The organism is Actinacidiphila epipremni, assembly GCF_012034175.1.
Taxonomy (GTDB): Bacteria; Actinomycetota; Actinomycetes; order Streptomycetales; family Streptomycetaceae; genus Actinacidiphila; species Actinacidiphila epipremni.
Window position 1 is genome coordinate 53869 of sequence record NZ_JAATEJ010000032.1, and the last position, 13906, is coordinate 67774.

General features: G+C 67.8%; 25 protein-coding genes. All 25 read right to left on the reverse strand.

All coding sequences use genetic code 11. The features are described from left to right. Positions 1 to 44 precede the first annotated feature (44 nt). The gene (gene rplQ, locus HCN08_RS30140) at positions 45 to 587 is read right to left on the reverse strand and encodes a 50S ribosomal protein L17 (RefSeq protein WP_167986471.1); all 543 of its coding nucleotides are present in this window, start codon (positions 585 to 587) and stop codon (positions 45 to 47) included. Between the two features lie 129 nt (positions 588 to 716). Beyond that, the gene (locus tag HCN08_RS30145; protein WP_033177813.1) at positions 717 to 1739 is read right to left on the reverse strand and encodes a DNA-directed RNA polymerase subunit alpha; all 1023 of its coding nucleotides are present in this window, start codon (positions 1737 to 1739) and stop codon (positions 717 to 719) included. Between the two features lie 175 nt (positions 1740 to 1914). Continuing rightward, complete coding sequence (gene rpsD / locus HCN08_RS30150; RefSeq protein WP_167986472.1) at positions 1915 to 2541, reverse strand: 30S ribosomal protein S4; 627 nt, start codon at positions 2539 to 2541, stop codon at positions 1915 to 1917. Positions 2542 to 2567: 26 nt separating this feature from the next. Next, entirely contained in the window at positions 2568 to 2972 is a 405-nt protein-coding gene (gene rpsK / locus HCN08_RS30155; protein WP_167986473.1) for a 30S ribosomal protein S11, read from the reverse strand. A 69-nt stretch (positions 2973 to 3041) separates the two neighbouring features. After that, entirely contained in the window at positions 3042 to 3422 is a 381-nt protein-coding gene (gene rpsM / locus HCN08_RS30160; protein WP_167986474.1) for a 30S ribosomal protein S13, read from the reverse strand. A 187-nt stretch (positions 3423 to 3609) separates the two neighbouring features. Next, on the reverse strand, positions 3610 to 3723 hold the full coding sequence (gene rpmJ / locus HCN08_RS30165; RefSeq protein WP_003956441.1) for a 50S ribosomal protein L36: 114 nt from the start codon (positions 3721 to 3723) through the stop codon (positions 3610 to 3612). 27 nt (positions 3724 to 3750) lie between these two features. Next, positions 3751 to 3972 (reverse strand): translation initiation factor IF-1, encoded by a 222-nt coding sequence (gene infA, locus HCN08_RS30170; RefSeq protein ID WP_003956442.1) that lies wholly within the window; start codon positions 3970 to 3972, stop codon positions 3751 to 3753. Positions 3973 to 4127: 155 nt separating this feature from the next. Next, positions 4128 to 4964, reverse strand: coding sequence for a type I methionyl aminopeptidase (gene map, locus HCN08_RS30175; RefSeq protein WP_167986476.1), 837 nt, complete (start codon positions 4962 to 4964; stop codon positions 4128 to 4130). Positions 4965 to 5140: 176 nt separating this feature from the next. Beyond that, the gene (locus HCN08_RS30180) at positions 5141 to 5797 is read right to left on the reverse strand and encodes an adenylate kinase (protein WP_167986477.1); all 657 of its coding nucleotides are present in this window, start codon (positions 5795 to 5797) and stop codon (positions 5141 to 5143) included. After that, on the reverse strand, positions 5797 to 7113 hold the full coding sequence (gene secY / locus HCN08_RS30185; RefSeq protein WP_167986478.1) for a preprotein translocase subunit SecY: 1317 nt from the start codon (positions 7111 to 7113) through the stop codon (positions 5797 to 5799). The genes HCN08_RS30180 and secY overlap by 1 nt, the downstream gene beginning before the upstream one ends. A gap of 188 nt (positions 7114 to 7301) precedes the next feature. After that, positions 7302 to 7754 (reverse strand): 50S ribosomal protein L15, encoded by a 453-nt coding sequence (rplO, locus tag HCN08_RS30190; RefSeq protein WP_206319418.1) that lies wholly within the window; start codon positions 7752 to 7754, stop codon positions 7302 to 7304. A gap of 2 nt (positions 7755 to 7756) precedes the next feature. Then, the gene (gene rpmD / locus HCN08_RS30195; RefSeq protein WP_167986479.1) at positions 7757 to 7939 is read right to left on the reverse strand and encodes a 50S ribosomal protein L30; all 183 of its coding nucleotides are present in this window, start codon (positions 7937 to 7939) and stop codon (positions 7757 to 7759) included. Continuing rightward, entirely contained in the window at positions 7939 to 8544 is a 606-nt protein-coding gene (rpsE, locus tag HCN08_RS30200) for a 30S ribosomal protein S5 (RefSeq protein WP_031524774.1), read from the reverse strand. Before rpsE ends, rpmD begins: the two co-directional genes overlap by 1 nt. Positions 8545 to 8611: 67 nt before the next feature. Continuing rightward, positions 8612 to 8995, reverse strand: coding sequence for a 50S ribosomal protein L18 (gene rplR / locus HCN08_RS30205; RefSeq protein ID WP_167986480.1), 384 nt, complete (start codon positions 8993 to 8995; stop codon positions 8612 to 8614). Positions 8996 to 8997: 2 nt separating this feature from the next. After that, entirely contained in the window at positions 8998 to 9537 is a 540-nt protein-coding gene (gene rplF, locus HCN08_RS30210; protein WP_167986481.1) for a 50S ribosomal protein L6, read from the reverse strand. 21 nt (positions 9538 to 9558) lie between these two features. After that, a complete protein-coding gene (rpsH, locus tag HCN08_RS30215; protein WP_167986482.1) occupies positions 9559 to 9957 on the reverse strand; it encodes a 30S ribosomal protein S8 in 399 nt (132 codons plus the stop codon). Positions 9958 to 10169: 212 nt separating this feature from the next. After that, complete coding sequence (locus HCN08_RS30220; protein WP_167986483.1) at positions 10170 to 10355, reverse strand: type Z 30S ribosomal protein S14; 186 nt, start codon at positions 10353 to 10355, stop codon at positions 10170 to 10172. A gap of 2 nt (positions 10356 to 10357) precedes the next feature. Then, positions 10358 to 10930 carry a 50S ribosomal protein L5 gene (rplE, locus tag HCN08_RS30225; RefSeq protein ID WP_167986484.1) on the reverse strand — a complete coding sequence of 191 codons (573 nt, stop codon included), beginning with the start codon at positions 10928 to 10930 and terminating at the stop codon, positions 10358 to 10360. Continuing rightward, complete coding sequence (gene rplX / locus HCN08_RS30230; protein ID WP_093713216.1) at positions 10930 to 11253, reverse strand: 50S ribosomal protein L24; 324 nt, start codon at positions 11251 to 11253, stop codon at positions 10930 to 10932. Before rplX ends, rplE begins: the two co-directional genes overlap by 1 nt. Before the next feature lie 3 nt (positions 11254 to 11256). Then, positions 11257 to 11625: a 50S ribosomal protein L14 gene (gene rplN / locus HCN08_RS30235; RefSeq protein ID WP_069462148.1), complete on the reverse strand. Its 369-nt coding sequence runs from the start codon at positions 11623 to 11625 to the stop codon at positions 11257 to 11259. A 115-nt stretch (positions 11626 to 11740) separates the two neighbouring features. Further along, positions 11741 to 12025, reverse strand: a complete 285-nt coding sequence (rpsQ, locus tag HCN08_RS30240) for a 30S ribosomal protein S17 (RefSeq protein ID WP_167986485.1) — start codon at positions 12023 to 12025, stop codon at positions 11741 to 11743. Beyond that, a complete protein-coding gene (gene rpmC / locus HCN08_RS30245) occupies positions 12025 to 12258 on the reverse strand; it encodes a 50S ribosomal protein L29 (protein WP_167986486.1) in 234 nt (77 codons plus the stop codon). The genes rpsQ and rpmC overlap by 1 nt, the downstream gene beginning before the upstream one ends. Next, positions 12258 to 12677 carry a 50S ribosomal protein L16 gene (gene rplP / locus HCN08_RS30250; protein ID WP_167986487.1) on the reverse strand — a complete coding sequence of 140 codons (420 nt, stop codon included), beginning with the start codon at positions 12675 to 12677 and terminating at the stop codon, positions 12258 to 12260. Before rplP ends, rpmC begins: the two co-directional genes overlap by 1 nt. A 5-nt stretch (positions 12678 to 12682) precedes the next feature. Then, positions 12683 to 13513, reverse strand: coding sequence for a 30S ribosomal protein S3 (gene rpsC / locus HCN08_RS30255; protein WP_167986488.1), 831 nt, complete (start codon positions 13511 to 13513; stop codon positions 12683 to 12685). Next, complete coding sequence (rplV, locus tag HCN08_RS30260; protein ID WP_167986489.1) at positions 13513 to 13860, reverse strand: 50S ribosomal protein L22; 348 nt, start codon at positions 13858 to 13860, stop codon at positions 13513 to 13515. The genes rpsC and rplV overlap by 1 nt, the downstream gene beginning before the upstream one ends. Positions 13861 to 13906: the final 46 nt, after the last annotated feature.

A 13906-nucleotide genomic window follows, 5' to 3' on the forward strand; every position in this document is an offset into this window, starting at 1 on the left:
GCACCCCCAGGGGGTGCGGGTCCGCCGGTCGGGCCTGGGGTGCCTCAGGCGTCCTTGGCCTCGTCGGCCGCGTCCTCGGACGGCTTCGCGTCCTCGACGGCCTCGGCCTCGGGCGCGGCGTCCTCGGGGGTCGCGTCCTTGACCTCGGCGAGGGCGGCGTCGCCGGCCTTGTCCTTGGCGGAGCGCTTGGTCGCGGCCTCGGCCTCACCCACGGCGGACTGCTGGACGGTCAGGGCCTCGACCAGCTCGATGACCGCCATCGGCGCGTTGTCGCCGCGGCGCGGGCCGATCTTGGTGATGCGGGTGTAGCCACCCGGGCGGTTCTCGTAGCGCGGGCCGATCTCGGTGAAGAGCGTGTGGACGACGCTCTTGTCCGTGATGACCTGGAGAACCTGGCGACGGTTGTGGATGTCGCCCTTCTTCGCCTTGGTGATCAGGCGCTCCGCGACCGGGCGCAGCCGGCGCGCCTTGGCCTCGGTGGTGGTGATGCGGCCGTGCTCGAAGAGCGACTTCGCGAGGTTCGCGAGGAGCAGCTTCTCGTGCGCGGCGCTGCCGCCCAGACGGGCACCCTTGGCGGGCTGAGGCATGGGTCCTTCTCCTTCTCGGCTGCACCGGCCGTGTCAGGTACCGGTGTCAGTACGGGCCGGCGGACGCCGACCCGTTGGTCCCGGGGCGCCAGAGCGCCCCGGGAGGTCACAACGCGAGCCCGGAAGGGCTCAGTACTGCTCGGTCTCCACGAAGCCCGCGTCGACGTCGTCGTCCGCCCCGAAGGCGTCCGCCGCGGCGGTCGGGTCGAATCCGGGCGGGCTGTCCTTGAGGGCCAGGCCCATGCCGGCCAGCTTCGCCTTGACCTCGTCGATCGACTTGGCGCCGAAGTTGCGGATGTCGAGCAGGTCCGCCTCGGAGCGGGCGACGAGCTCGCCGACCGAGTGGATGCCCTCGCGCTTGAGGCAGTTGTAGGAGCGGACGGTGAGTTCCAGCTCCTCGATCGGCAGGGCGAGGTCCGCGGCCAGGGCGGCGTCCGTGGGGGACGGGCCCATGTCGATGCCCTCGGCGTCGACGTTCAGCTCGCGGGCCAGGCCGAACAGCTCGACCAGGGTCTTGCCGGCGGACGCCATGGCGTCGCGCGGGCGCATGGCCTGCTTGGTCTCGACGTCGACGATGAGCTTGTCGAAGTCGGTGCGCTGCTCGACGCGGGTCGCCTCCACCTTGTAGGTGACCTTGAGCACGGGGCTGTAGATGGAGTCGACCGGGATACGGCCGATCTCCTGGCCCTGCTGCTTGTTCTGCACCGCGGAGACGTAGCCGCGACCGCGCTCGACGGTCAGCTCCATCTCCAGCTTGCCCTTGGCGTTCAGGGTGGCCAGGACCAGGTCGGGGTTGTGCACCTCGACGCCGGCCGGCGGCGCGATGTCGGCGGCGGTGACGACGCCCGGGCCCTGCTTGCGCAGGTACATCACGACGGGCTCGTCGTGCTCGGAGGAGACGACGAGCTGCTTGATGTTGAGGATGACGTCGGTGACGTCCTCCTTGACGCCCGGCACGGTGGTGAACTCGTGCAGCACCCCGTCCACCCGGATCGAGGTGACCGCGGCACCCGGGATCGAGGAGAGCAGCGTACGGCGCAGGGAGTTGCCGAGGGTGTAGCCGAAGCCCGGCTCCAGCGGCTCGATCACGAACCGGGAGCGGAATTCGTCGACGACCTCTTCGGTCAACGAGGGTCGCTGAGCGATCAGCATGCGTAAGGTCCTTCTGTCGTGGGCGCCCGCTATTTGACGCCCCCTGTACTACGAGGGTACGGGCGGCACGCCCCGACCGGCGCCATCACGCAGATGACGCCGGACGGATGCGTACCGCCCGTGACCGCAAGCTCACCCGGCGTGGAAATCCGGGCGACCCGAAATCCCGGAGGGATTACTTCGAGTAGAGCTCGACGATCAGCTGCTCCTGCACCTGGGTGTCGATCACCTGGCGCTCGGGCAGGCTGTGCACGAGGATCCGCAGCTTGCCCGCGTTGGCCTCCAGCCACGCCGGCACGGTCTTGTCGCCGGCCTCGCCCTGCGCCACCTGGAACGGGGTGAGGTTACGGGAGGACTCGCGGACCTCGACGATGTCGTTCACGGAGACGCGCGCCGACGGGATGTCGATCTTGCGGCCGTTGACGACGAAGTGTCCGTGCCGGACCAGCTGACGCGCGTGGTCGCGGGACTTGGCGAAGCCGGCCCGGTAGACCACGTTGTCGATGCGGGTCTCAAGGATGCGCAGAAGGTTCTCACCGGTCTTGCCGGTCTTCTGGTTCGCTTCCTTGTAGTAGTTCACGAACTGCTTCTCGAGGACACCGTAGATCCGCGCGCACTTCTGCTTCTCACGCAGCTGAAGCAGGTACTCGCTGTCCTTGGTGCGCCCGCGTCCGTGCTCACCCGGGGGGTAAGGACGGATCTCGATCGGGCACTTCGCGCTCTCGCACTTAGCTCCCTTGAGGAAGAGCTTCTGCTTTTCCCGACGGCAACGCTTGCAGTCGGCCCCGGTGTAACGCGCCATTGTCTTGTATCTCCTGTGTCAGCTGGTCAGACGCGGCGGCGCTTCGGCGGGCGGCAGCCGTTGTGCGGGGTCGGGGTGACGTCCTGGATCGAGCCGACCTCCAGGCCGGTGGCCTGGAGCGAGCGGATCGCGGTCTCCCGGCCGGAGCCGGGGCCCTTCACGAAGACGTCGACCTTGCGCATGCCGTGCTCCTGCGCCCGACGCGCGGCCGACTCGGCGGCCATCTGCGCGGCGAAGGGGGTGGACTTGCGCGAGCCCTTGAAGCCGACGTGGCCGGCGGAGGCCCAGGAGATCACGTTGCCCGCGGGGTCGGTGATCGAGACGATCGTGTTGTTGAACGTGCTCTTGATGTGCGCGTGACCGTGAGCGACGTTCTTCTTTTCCTTGCGGCGCACCTTCTTGACTGCGCCCTGACGGCCCTTAGGAGGCATGTGTCATCTTCCCGGTGAGGTGGTCGGTCCTACGAAGCGAAGACCGCTGGTGGGGGTCCTGCTTGCGGACTACTTCTTGCCCGGCTTCTTCTTGCCGGCGATCGCGCGACGCGGGCCCTTGCGGGTGCGGGCGTTGGTGTGAGTGCGCTGGCCGTGGACCGGCAGGCCGCGGCGGTGGCGCAGGCCCTGGTAGCAGCCGATCTCCACCTTGCGGCGGATGTCGGCCTGGATGGAACGACGGAGGTCACCCTCGGTCGTGTAGTTGTCGTCCACGTACTTGGCGATCTTGACGAGGTCGTCCTCGGCGAGGTCGCGGACACGGACGTCGGGGCTCACACCGGTGCTCTTCAGGATCTCCTGGGCGCGCGAGCGCCCGATGCCGAAGACGTAGGTGAGGGCGATCTCCACGCGCTTCTCGCGCGGGAGGTCAACGCCTGAAAGGCGTGCCATGTGTCTGGCTCCTGGTGATGTCGGAGGTCTTCCGCAGTGCCTGCTCCCGGCCGGCCGTGTCAGGTACCGTCCGGGTCCCCGGCCTCCGCCGGGGGTGTCGTCGCCCTTGGTACAGGGGACGGGCACTGCGTATGTACGGATATGCGTCGCGCGAAGTTCTGCGGGTGCAGAAGGAGCAGGTCGTACGTCAGCCCTGGCGCTGCTTGTGGCGCAGGTTGTCGCAGATGACCATGACCCGGCCGTGGCGGCGGATCACCTTGCACTTGTCGCAGATCTTCTTGACGCTCGGCTTGACCTTCATGGGATCAGGTTCTCCGGGTCGTGAGATCTACTTGTATCGGTAGACGATCCGTCCGCGCGTCAGGTCGTACGGAGACAGCTCCACGACGACCCGGTCATCCGGGAGGATACGGATGTAGTGCATCCGCATCTTGCCGCTGATGTGCGCGAGGACCTTGTGACCGTTCTGCAGCTCCACCTTGAACATGGCGTTCGGCAGAGACTCGATCACGGTGCCTTCAATTTCGATGGCGCCTTGCTTCTTGGCCATGTCCTGCTTTCGGGATCGGCTACCTTGGTCGGCTGCGGGCATGCCGGAAGACATGCGACAGCCGACGTGTCAGTCTACGACACGGCCCGCAGAAAGACGAATCCACTGTGTATGCCCACACCGGGTGATCGTTACGCCCCCGGCGGGGCAGCCGGTCACGCGACCGGGTCCGGGGCCGCCGTGATGCCGTACTCGGCGAGCTTGGCCCGGCCGCCGTCCGGGGCGGTGAGCACCAGCGGGCCGTCCTCGGTGAGCGCGACGGAGTGCTCCCAGTGCGAGGACCACGAGCCGTCCTCGGACTTCACCGTCCACTCGTCCTCCAGGACGAAGGTGCGCGGCGAGCCCAGGGTGACCATCGGCTCGATGGCCAGGCACACGCCCGGCACCAGCTTGATGCCGCGCCCGCGCTTCTTGGTGACGTAGTTCAGCAGGTGCGGCTCCATGTGCATCTGGGTGCCGATGCCGTGGCCGCCGTAGTCCTCGACGATGCCGTACCGGCCGGACGCCGGGCGCGGCTGGCGGCGGATGTAGCCCTCGACGGCCCGGGAGATGTCCTCCAGCCGGTTGCCCTTGCGGAACGCCGCGATGCCGGCCCACATCGACTCCTCCGTGACCCGGCTGAGCTCGATCAGCTCCGGGGCGTGGCCGGAGCCGACGAAGCAGGTGAAGGCCGCGTCGCCGTGCCAGCCGTCGACGATCGCGCCGGCGTCGATGGCGATGATGTCGCCGTCCTTGAGCACCGTCGCCCGGTCCGGGATGCCGTGCACGACGACGTCGTTGACCGAGGTGCAGATGTTGCCGGGGAAGCCGCCGTAGCCGAGGAAGTTCGGCTTGGCGCCGTGGTCGGCGATGACCTTGGCGGCGATCTCGTCGAGGTCCTTGGTGGTGGCGCCGGGCACGGCGGCGGCACGCGTCGCCTCGTGGATGGCCGCGACGACCAGCCCGGCCCGCCGCATCGTGGCGATCTGCTCCGGGGTCTTGATCTCCACCATGCGGCTGTCGCCTTCCTCGGGGTCGGGGGGTACGTGGTCCGGGGGCGGGCCCGGGCGCGGGAACGCCGTTCGGGCACGCGTTCAACGATACGGCCGTGGCGCCCACCGGGGCACCACGGCCGTTCACCGTGCTGTGCTTGTGCTGTCCGTCACGGGGCCGGGCCCCGGCCGAGCGGTCAGGCGGCCTCGCGCCGCAGCGCGTCCATCGCGCGCTGGGTGACCTCGGCCACCGGGCCGAGCGCCGAGATCGTCACGACCAGGTTCTGCCGCTTGTAGTAGTCGATGATCGGCTCGGTCTCGCGGTGGTAGACGTCCAGCCGGTTGCGCACCTTGTCCTCGGCGTCGTCCGCGCGCTGGTACAGCTCGCCGCCGCACTCGTCGCACACGCCCTCGGCCTTGGGCTTCTTGTGCTCGACGTGGAAGACGTGCGAGCTGTCCTTGCGGCACACCCGGCGGCCGGCGATCCGCCGGACGACCTCGTCCTCGGGGACCTCCAGGTCGAGCACCCCGTCGAGCTTCAGGCCGTGCGCGGCCAGGTAGGCGTCCAGCGCCTCGGCCTGGCCCACGTTGCGCGGGAAGCCGTCGAGCAGGAAGCCGTCGGCGGCGTCCGGCGCGTCCATCCGGTCCTCGGCCATGCCGATCGTGACCTCGTCCGGCACCAGGTCGCCGGCGTCCATGTACGCCTTGGCCTGCTTGCCGAGGTCGGTGCCCTGGCTGATGTTGGCGCGGAACAGGTCTCCCGTCGAGATGTGCGGGATCGACAGGTTCTCGGTGAGGAACTTGGCCTGCGTCCCCTTGCCCGCGCCGGGCGGCCCGACCAGGACGATACGCATCAGCGGAGGAACCCTTCGTAGTTACGCTGCTGGAGCTGGCTCTCGATCTGCTTCACCGTTTCGAGGCCGACACCCACGATGATCAGGATGCTGGTGCCGCCGAGCGGGAAGTTGCCGTTGCTGCCGTTGAAGATCGCGATGGCGACCGTCGGGACGAGAGCGATGAGCCCCAGGTACAGCGCGCCCGGCCACGTGATGCGGTTCAGCACGTAGCTCAGGTATTCGGCGGTGGGGCGTCCGGCCCTGATGCCCGGAATGAACCCACCATACTTCTTCATGTTGTCGCTGACTTCCTCGGGGTTGAAGGAGATCGCGACGTAGAAGAAGGCGAAGAAGACGATCAGCAGGAAGTAGGCCGCCATGTAGATCGGGTGGTCGCCCTTGGTGAAGTTCCGGCTGATCCACTGGGCCCAGCCCGCGGTCGATCCGGAGAACTGCACGATCAGCGCCGGGATGTACAGCAGCGACGAGGCGAAGATGACCGGGATCACACCGGCCTGGTTGACCTTCAGCGGGATGTACGTGGACGTGCCGCCGTACGACCGCCGTCCGATCATCCGCTTCGCGTATTGCACGGGGATGCGGCGCTGCGCCTGCTCGACGAAGACCACCAGGCCGACGATCGCCAGGCCCACCAGGATGACCGCGATGAACTCGACCCAGCCGTCGGCGATGGTGCCGGAGACCTTGATGGCCCACAGCGAGCCGGGGAAGCCGGCCGCGATGGAGACGAACATCAGGATCGACATGCCGTTGCCGATGCCGCGGTCGGTCACCAGCTCACCGAGCCACATGATGACGACGGTGCCGGCGGTCATCGTCGTCACCATCGTGATGGTGGTGAAGATCGACTGGTTGGGCACGATGTTGCCGGCGTTGGTGCAGCCGGAGAACAGGCTGCCGGAGCGGGCGGTGGCGACCAGGCCGGTGCCCTGGAGCACGGCGAGCGCGACGGTCAGGTACCGGGTGTACTGGGTGATCTTCGTGGTGCCGGCCTGGCCCTCCTTCTTGAGGGCCTCCAGACGCGGGATCACCACCGTCAGCAGCTGGAGGATGATGCTCGCCGTGATGTACGGCATGATTCCCAGCGCGAAGATCGTCAGCTGGAGCAGCGCGCCGCCGCTGAACATGTTCACCAGGCCGAAGAGGCTGTTGTTGCCCTTCGTGTCCTTGATGCACTGATTGACCACGTGGTAGTCGATGCCCGGCACGGGCACGTGCGCCCCGAGGCGGTAGACCACGACGATGCTCAGGGTGAACAGAAGCTTCTTGCGCAGGTCGGGCGTCCTGAACGCCCGTGCGAACGCGGTGAGCACGGTGCCTCCTGCAGCCCCCGCGCCAGCGCGGAAGGACAATGATGAGGTATCTGACGACAGCAGCGTCGGTCAGCCTACCGGCGACGTAGCCCCGCAAGGAATGACCAACCGGGGAAGGAAAATCACAGGAACGAACGACCGGGGATGCCCAGAGGTTTCTGGACATCCCCGGTCGCGTCGCATCGGGCTCAGACGAGCTCGGTGACGGTGCCGCCGGCGGCGGCGATCTTCTCCTTGGCGGAGCCGGAGACCGCGTCGACGGTCACCTGCAGCGCCACGGAGACCTCGCCGGTGCCGAGCACCTTGACGAGCTGGTTCTTGCGCACGGCACCCTTGGCGACCAGGTCGGCCACGGTGACCTCGCCACCCTCGGGGTAGAGGGTCGCGAGCTTGTCCAGGTTCACGACCTGGTACTCGGTGCGGAACGGGTTCTTGAAGCCCTTGAGCTTCGGGAGCCGCATGTGGAGAGGCATCTGCCCGCCCTCGAAGCGCTCCGGAACCTGGTAGCGGGCCTTGGTGCCCTTGGTGCCACGACCGGCCGTCTTGCCCTTGGAGCCCTCACCGCGACCCACCCGGGTCTTCGCGGTCTTGGCGCCGGGGGCCGGACGGAGGTTGTGGATCTTGATCGGGTTGTCACCCATGATCAGTCGACCTCCTCGACCGTGACGAGGTGGCGGACGGTGCGGACCATGCCACGGATCTCCGGGCGGTCCTCCTTGACCACGACGTCGTGCAGGCGCTTGAGCCCGAGCGAACGCAGGGTGTCACGGTGGTTCTGCTTGCTGCCGATGTAGGACTTGGTCTGCGTGACCTTCAGGCGCGCCATCACACACCCACCCCGGCACGGGCCCGCAGCAGGGCGGCGGGCGCGACGTCCTCGATCGGCAGGCCGCGGCGGGCCGCGATCTCCTCGGGCCGCTGCAGGCCCTGGAGCGCCGCCACCGTGGCGTGCACGATGTTGATCGCGTTGTCCGAGCCGAGGCTCTTGGACAGCACGTCGTGGATGCCCGCGCACTCCAGCACGGCACGCACCGGGCCACCGGCGATCACACCGGTACCGGGCGAGGCCGGCTTGAGGAGCACGACGCCCGCGGCCTTCTCACCCTGGATCGGGTGCGGGATGGTGCCCTGGATACGGGGGACCTTGAAGAAGTGCTTCTTGGCCTCCTCCACACCCTTGGCGATGGCGGCCGGCACCTCCTTGGCCTTGCCGTAGCCGACACCGACGGTGCCGTCACCGTCGCCCACCACGACCAGCGCGGTGAAGCTGAAGCGACGACCACCCTTCACAACCTTGGCGACGCGGTTGATCGCGACGACCCGCTCGACATAAGCGGTCTTCTCGGCCTGCTGGCCGCCGTCCCGCCGGTCCTTACGGTCCCGCCGCTCGCCGCCTCCGGCACCGCTTCCGCGGCGCTGGGGTCCAGCCATTGGAATTACCTCTCTTCGTTTCCGCTAGCTCACGCAGCGGCGTGACGCCGCTGCCGCGACGGGCGGCTCAGAACTTCAGGCCCGCTTCGCGGGCGGCGTCCGCGAGGGCGGCGATGCGCCCCGCGTACTGGTTGCCGCCACGGTCGAAGACGACTGCCTCGACGCCCTTGGCCTTGGCACGCTCGGCCACGAGCTGGCCGACCTGCTTGGCCTTGGCGCTCTTGTCGCCTTCGCCGCCGCGGATGGACGCGTCGAGGGTCGACGCCGACGCGAGCGTGTGGCCCGCGAGGTCGTCGATCACCTGTGCCGTGATGCCCCGGTTGGAGCGGGTCACGACCAGGCGCGGACGCTCCGCCGTACCCGAGATCCGCTTGCGGATCCGGATGTGGCGACGCTTGATGGCGGCACCCTTGTACGCCTTGCCCTTGGCGATCTTCACACCGTATGCCATGGCTACTTACCAGCCTTTCCGACCTTGCGGCGGATGACCTCGCCGGCGTACTTGACGCCCTTGGCCTTGTACGGGTCGGGCTTGCGCAGCTTGCGGATGTTCGCCGCGACCTCGCCCACCTTCTGCTTGTCGATGCCCTCGACGGAGAACTTCACCGGGGACTCGACCTTGAAGGAGATCCCCTCGGGGGCCTCGACGAGAATCGGGTGGCTGTAGCCCAGCGCGAACTCCAGGTTGGAGCCCTTGGCCTGGACGCGGTAGCCGACACCGCTGATCTCGAGCTGCTTGCTGTAGCCCGCGGTCACGCCGGTGATCATGTTCGCCACCAGCGTGCGGGACAGGCCGTGCAGGGCCTTCGAGACACGCTCGTCGTTGGGGCGGGTGACCAGCAGGGTGCCGTCCTCGCCCTTGGCGATCTCGATCGGCGCGGCAACGGTGTGGGTGAGCGAGCCCTTGGGGCCCTTCACCGCGACCGTGCGGCCGTCGATGGTGACGTCCACTCCGGCGGGAACCGAGATGGGCAGCTTGCCGATGCGCGACATTGCTTTACCTCGCTTTCCCGGTTACCAGACGTAGGCGAGGACTTCCCCACCCACGCCCTTCTTCTGAGCCTGCTGGCCGGTGAGCAGCCCGTGCGACGTGGAGATGATCGCCACGCCGAGGCCGCCGAGCACCTTCGGCAGGTTGGTGGACTTTGCGTAGACCCGCAGACCCGGCTTGCTGATCCGCTTGATGCCGGCGATCGAGCGCTCGCGGTTCGGGCCGAACTTCAGCTCGAGGACGAGGTTCTTGCCGACCTCCGCCTCCTCGACCTTCCAGGCCGTGATGTAGCCCTCCTGCTGGAGGATCTCCGCGATGTGCGACTTGATCTTGCTGAACGGCATCACGACGTCGTCGTGGTATGCCGAGTTCGCGTTCCGCAGACGGGTCAGCATGTCTGCGATGGGGTCGGTCATGGTCATGAGGTGGCCCTGGGCCTCTCTCGCCGGGGTTTCCTGGTGCTCCGTCCTTCTCCCCCGGGGTGAACCGGGGACGGGTGCGGTGCGGTGGACCTACGGCGTAGTAAGTCGATGCGGGCGGCGGGCGCCCAACCCTTCTACCCTACGGGATGAAAGGGCAGGCACTCGCCGACCAACTGCTTACCGAGAGTTCCTGGTGGTCCCGGGAACCGGGATTACCAGGAGCTCTTGGTCACGCCCGGCAGCTCGCCGCGGTGGGCCATCTCACGAAGGCACACCCGGCACAGGCCGAACTTGCGGTAGACGGAGTGCGGCCGGCCACAGCGCTGGCAGCGGTTGTAGGCGCGCACCGCGAACTTGGGCTTGCGAGCGGCCTTGGAAATCAGTGCCTTCTTCGCCACGGTCAGTTCTCCCTGAACGGAAAGCCGAGGTGACGCAGCAGGGCACGGCCCTCGTCGTCGGTGGTCGCCGTGGTGACCACGGTGATGTCCATGCCCCGGACCCGGTCGATCTTGTCCTGGTCGATCTCGTGGAACATGACCTGCTCCGTGAGACCGAAGGTGTAGTTGCCCCGGCCGTCGAACTGCTTGGGGGACAGACCCCGGAAGTCGCGGATACGCGGCAGCGCCAGCGACAGCAGCCGGTCCAGGAACTCCCACATCCGGTCGCCGCGCAGCGTGACGTGCGCACCGATCGGCTGGCCCTCGCGCAGCTTGAACTGGGCGATGGACTTGCGGGCCTTGGTGACCTGCGGCTTCTGGCCGGTGATCGTGGCGAGGTCGCGGATGGCGCCCTCGATCAGCTTGGAGTCGCGGGCGGCGTCGCCCACACCCATGTTGACCACGATCTTGGTCAGACCGGGGATCTGCATGACGTTCTCGTAGGAGAACTGGTCACGCAGCTTGCCCGCGATCTCCTCGCGGTAGCGCGTCTTGAGACGCGGCGCGATACGCGTGGTTTCGGTGGCGGTGCTCATCAGATGTCCTCACCGGTCCGCTTGGCAACGCGGATCTTGTTGCCCTCGTCGTCGAAGCGGTAGCCGACGCGGGTCACGACCTTCTTGCCGTCCTTCTCCACGACCAGCTGGACGTTGCTGACGTGGATCGGCGCCTCGGTGGTGATGATGCCGCCGGTCTTCGAACCGCGGTCGGTCTGCCCGGCCTTGGTGTGCTTCTTGACCCGGTTGACACCCTCGACGAGGACCCGGTCCTGAGCGGGGTAGGCCACGATGACCTTGCCCTGCTTGCCCTTGTCCTTGCCGGTGATGACCTGGACCAGGTCGCCCTTCTTGATCTTCATCGGTTACAGCACCTCCGGCGCGAGCGAGACGATCTTCATGAACTTCTTCTCGCGCAGCTCACGGCCCACGGGGCCGAAGATACGGGTGCCGCGGGGGTCGCCGTCGTTCTTGAGGATGACGGCGGCGTTCTCGTCGAACCGGATGTACGAACCGTCGGCGCGCCGGCGCTCCTTGACGGTCCGGACGACGACCGCCTTGACGACCTCGCCCTTCTTCACGTTGCCACCGGGGATCGCATCCTTGACGGTGGCGACGATGACGTCACCGATTCCCGCGTAGCGGCGGCCCGAGCCACCGAGAACACGGATGCAAAGGATCTCCTTGGCACCAGTGTTGTCGGCGACCCGAAGCCGCGACTCCTGCTGGATCACGTCTATCTCCTGTGTGTCGCGTCGGTTCCCGGCGGGCCACGCACCGGGGGTGCGTGGCCACGCCGAGCCTGACGGAACGGGCCTGAGCGGATACCCGCTCAGGGATTACTCGGCCTTACTTGGCCTTCTCAAGGATCTCCACGACGCGCCACCGCTTCGTGGCGGACAGCGGCCGGGTCTCCATCAGGAGGACGCGGTCGCCGATGCCGGCGGCGTTCTGCTCGTCGTGCGCCTTCAGCTTGTTGGTGCGACGGATGACCTTGCCGTACAGCGCGTGCTTGACACGGTCCTCGACGGCGACGACGACGGTCTTGTCCATCTTGTCGCTGACGACCAGACCCTCGCGGGTCTTGCGGAAGCCGCGCTCGGGGCTGTTCTCAGTCACGTTGTTCTCACTCATCAGGCGCTCTCCACCGTCTCCACCGTCTCGATGCCCAGCTCGCGCTCACGCATCAGGGTGTAGATCCGGGCGATCTCCTTGCGGACGACCCTGAGCCGGCTGTTGTTCTCAAGCTGCCCGGTGGCCGCCTGGAAGCGGAGGTTGAACAGCTCCTCCTTGGCCTCACGCAGCTTCGCGACGAGCTCCTCGTCGCCGAGCTGGCGCAGCTCGGTCACCTTGGTACCGGCGGCCATCACGCCTCACCTGCCTCGCGCCGCACGATGCGGCACTTCATCGGAAGCTTGTGCGCGGCGCGGGTGAGCGCCTCGCGGGCAACCTTCTCGTTCGGGAACGACAGCTCGAACATCACCCGGCCGGGCTTGACGTTCGCGACCCACCACTCCGGGGAGCCCTTACCGGAACCCATGCGGGTCTCGGCCGGCTTCTTGGTGAGCGGGCGGTCCGGGTAGATGTTGATCCAGACCTTGCCGCCACGCTTGATGTGCCGGGTGATGGAGATACGAGCGGACTCGATCTGCCGGTTGGTCACATACGCGGGGGTCACGGCCTGCAGGCCGAACTCGCCGAACGCCAGCTCGGTGCCGCCCTTGGCCATGCCGTCGCGCTTGGGGTGGTGCTGCTTGCGGTGCTTGACCCTGCGGGGGATCAGCATTGAACTCAGCCTTCCGTTCCGGGGGTCTCCGCGGCCGGGGCCTCAGCGGCGGGAGCCTCAGCCTTGGGGGCCTGGGCGCCTTCCGTCTGGGGACGACGGCCGCGTCCACCGCGCTCGCCACCGCGGCGCTGCGGACGCTCGTTGCCGGCGCCGCCACGGGCCGGACGGTTGCCCGCCCGGGCCGCCGCGTTGTCGGCGCGGACCTCGGCGATGTTCTTGACGTCGCCCTTGTAGATCCAGACCTTCACACCGATACGGCCGAAGGTGGTCTTGGCCTCGAAGAAGCCGTAGTCCACGTTGGCGCGCAGGGTGTGCAGCGGCACGCGTCCCTCGCGGTAGAACTCCGAGCGGGACATCTCGGCGCCGCCGAGGCGGCCACCGCACTGGATCTTGATTCCCTTGGCGCCGGCCTTCAGCGTGCCCTGCATGCTCTTGCGCATGGCACGGCGGAAGGAGACGCGGGAGGACAGCTGCTCGGCGACGGCCTGGGCCACCAGCTGGGCGTCCATCTCGGGGTTCTTGACCTCGAGGATGTTCAGCTGGACCTGCTTGCCGGTCAGCTTCTCCAGGTCGCCGCGGATCCGGTCGGCCTCCGCGCCGCGGCGCCCGATGACGATGCCCGGGCGGGCGGTGTGGATGTCGACGCGGACGCGGTCGCGGGTGCGCTCGATCTCCACCTTGGAGATGCCGGCCCGCTCCATGCCCTGCGTCATCATCCGGCGGATGGCGACGTCTTCCTTGACGTAGTCCTTGTACAGCTTGTCGGCGTACCAGCGGGACTTGAAGTCCGTGGTCACACCGAGCCGGAACCCGTACGGGTTAACCTTCTGGCCCATTACCGGGTCCCTTCCTTGCTGGCGACGACCACGGTGATGTGGCTGGTGCGCTTGCGGATCCGGTAGGCACGGCCCTGGGCGCGCGGCCGGAACCGCTTCAGGGTCGGACCCTCGTCCACGTACGCCTCGCTGACGTACAGCGAGTTCGCGTCCGTGTGGTCGTAGTTGTGCGCCGCGTTGGCGATGGCGCTGTCGAGCACCTTGCCGACCGGCTCGCTCGCGGCCTGCGGGGTGAAACGCAGGACCGCCTGAGCCTCCGTGGCGTTCATGCCACGGATGAGGTCCACCACGCGGCGGGCCTTCATGGGCGTGACACGGATGTACCGCGCCTGGGCCCTGGCTTCCATGGTCGTCCCTTCAGTGTCTGTCTTCGTCGTCACGGTTTCAGCCCGC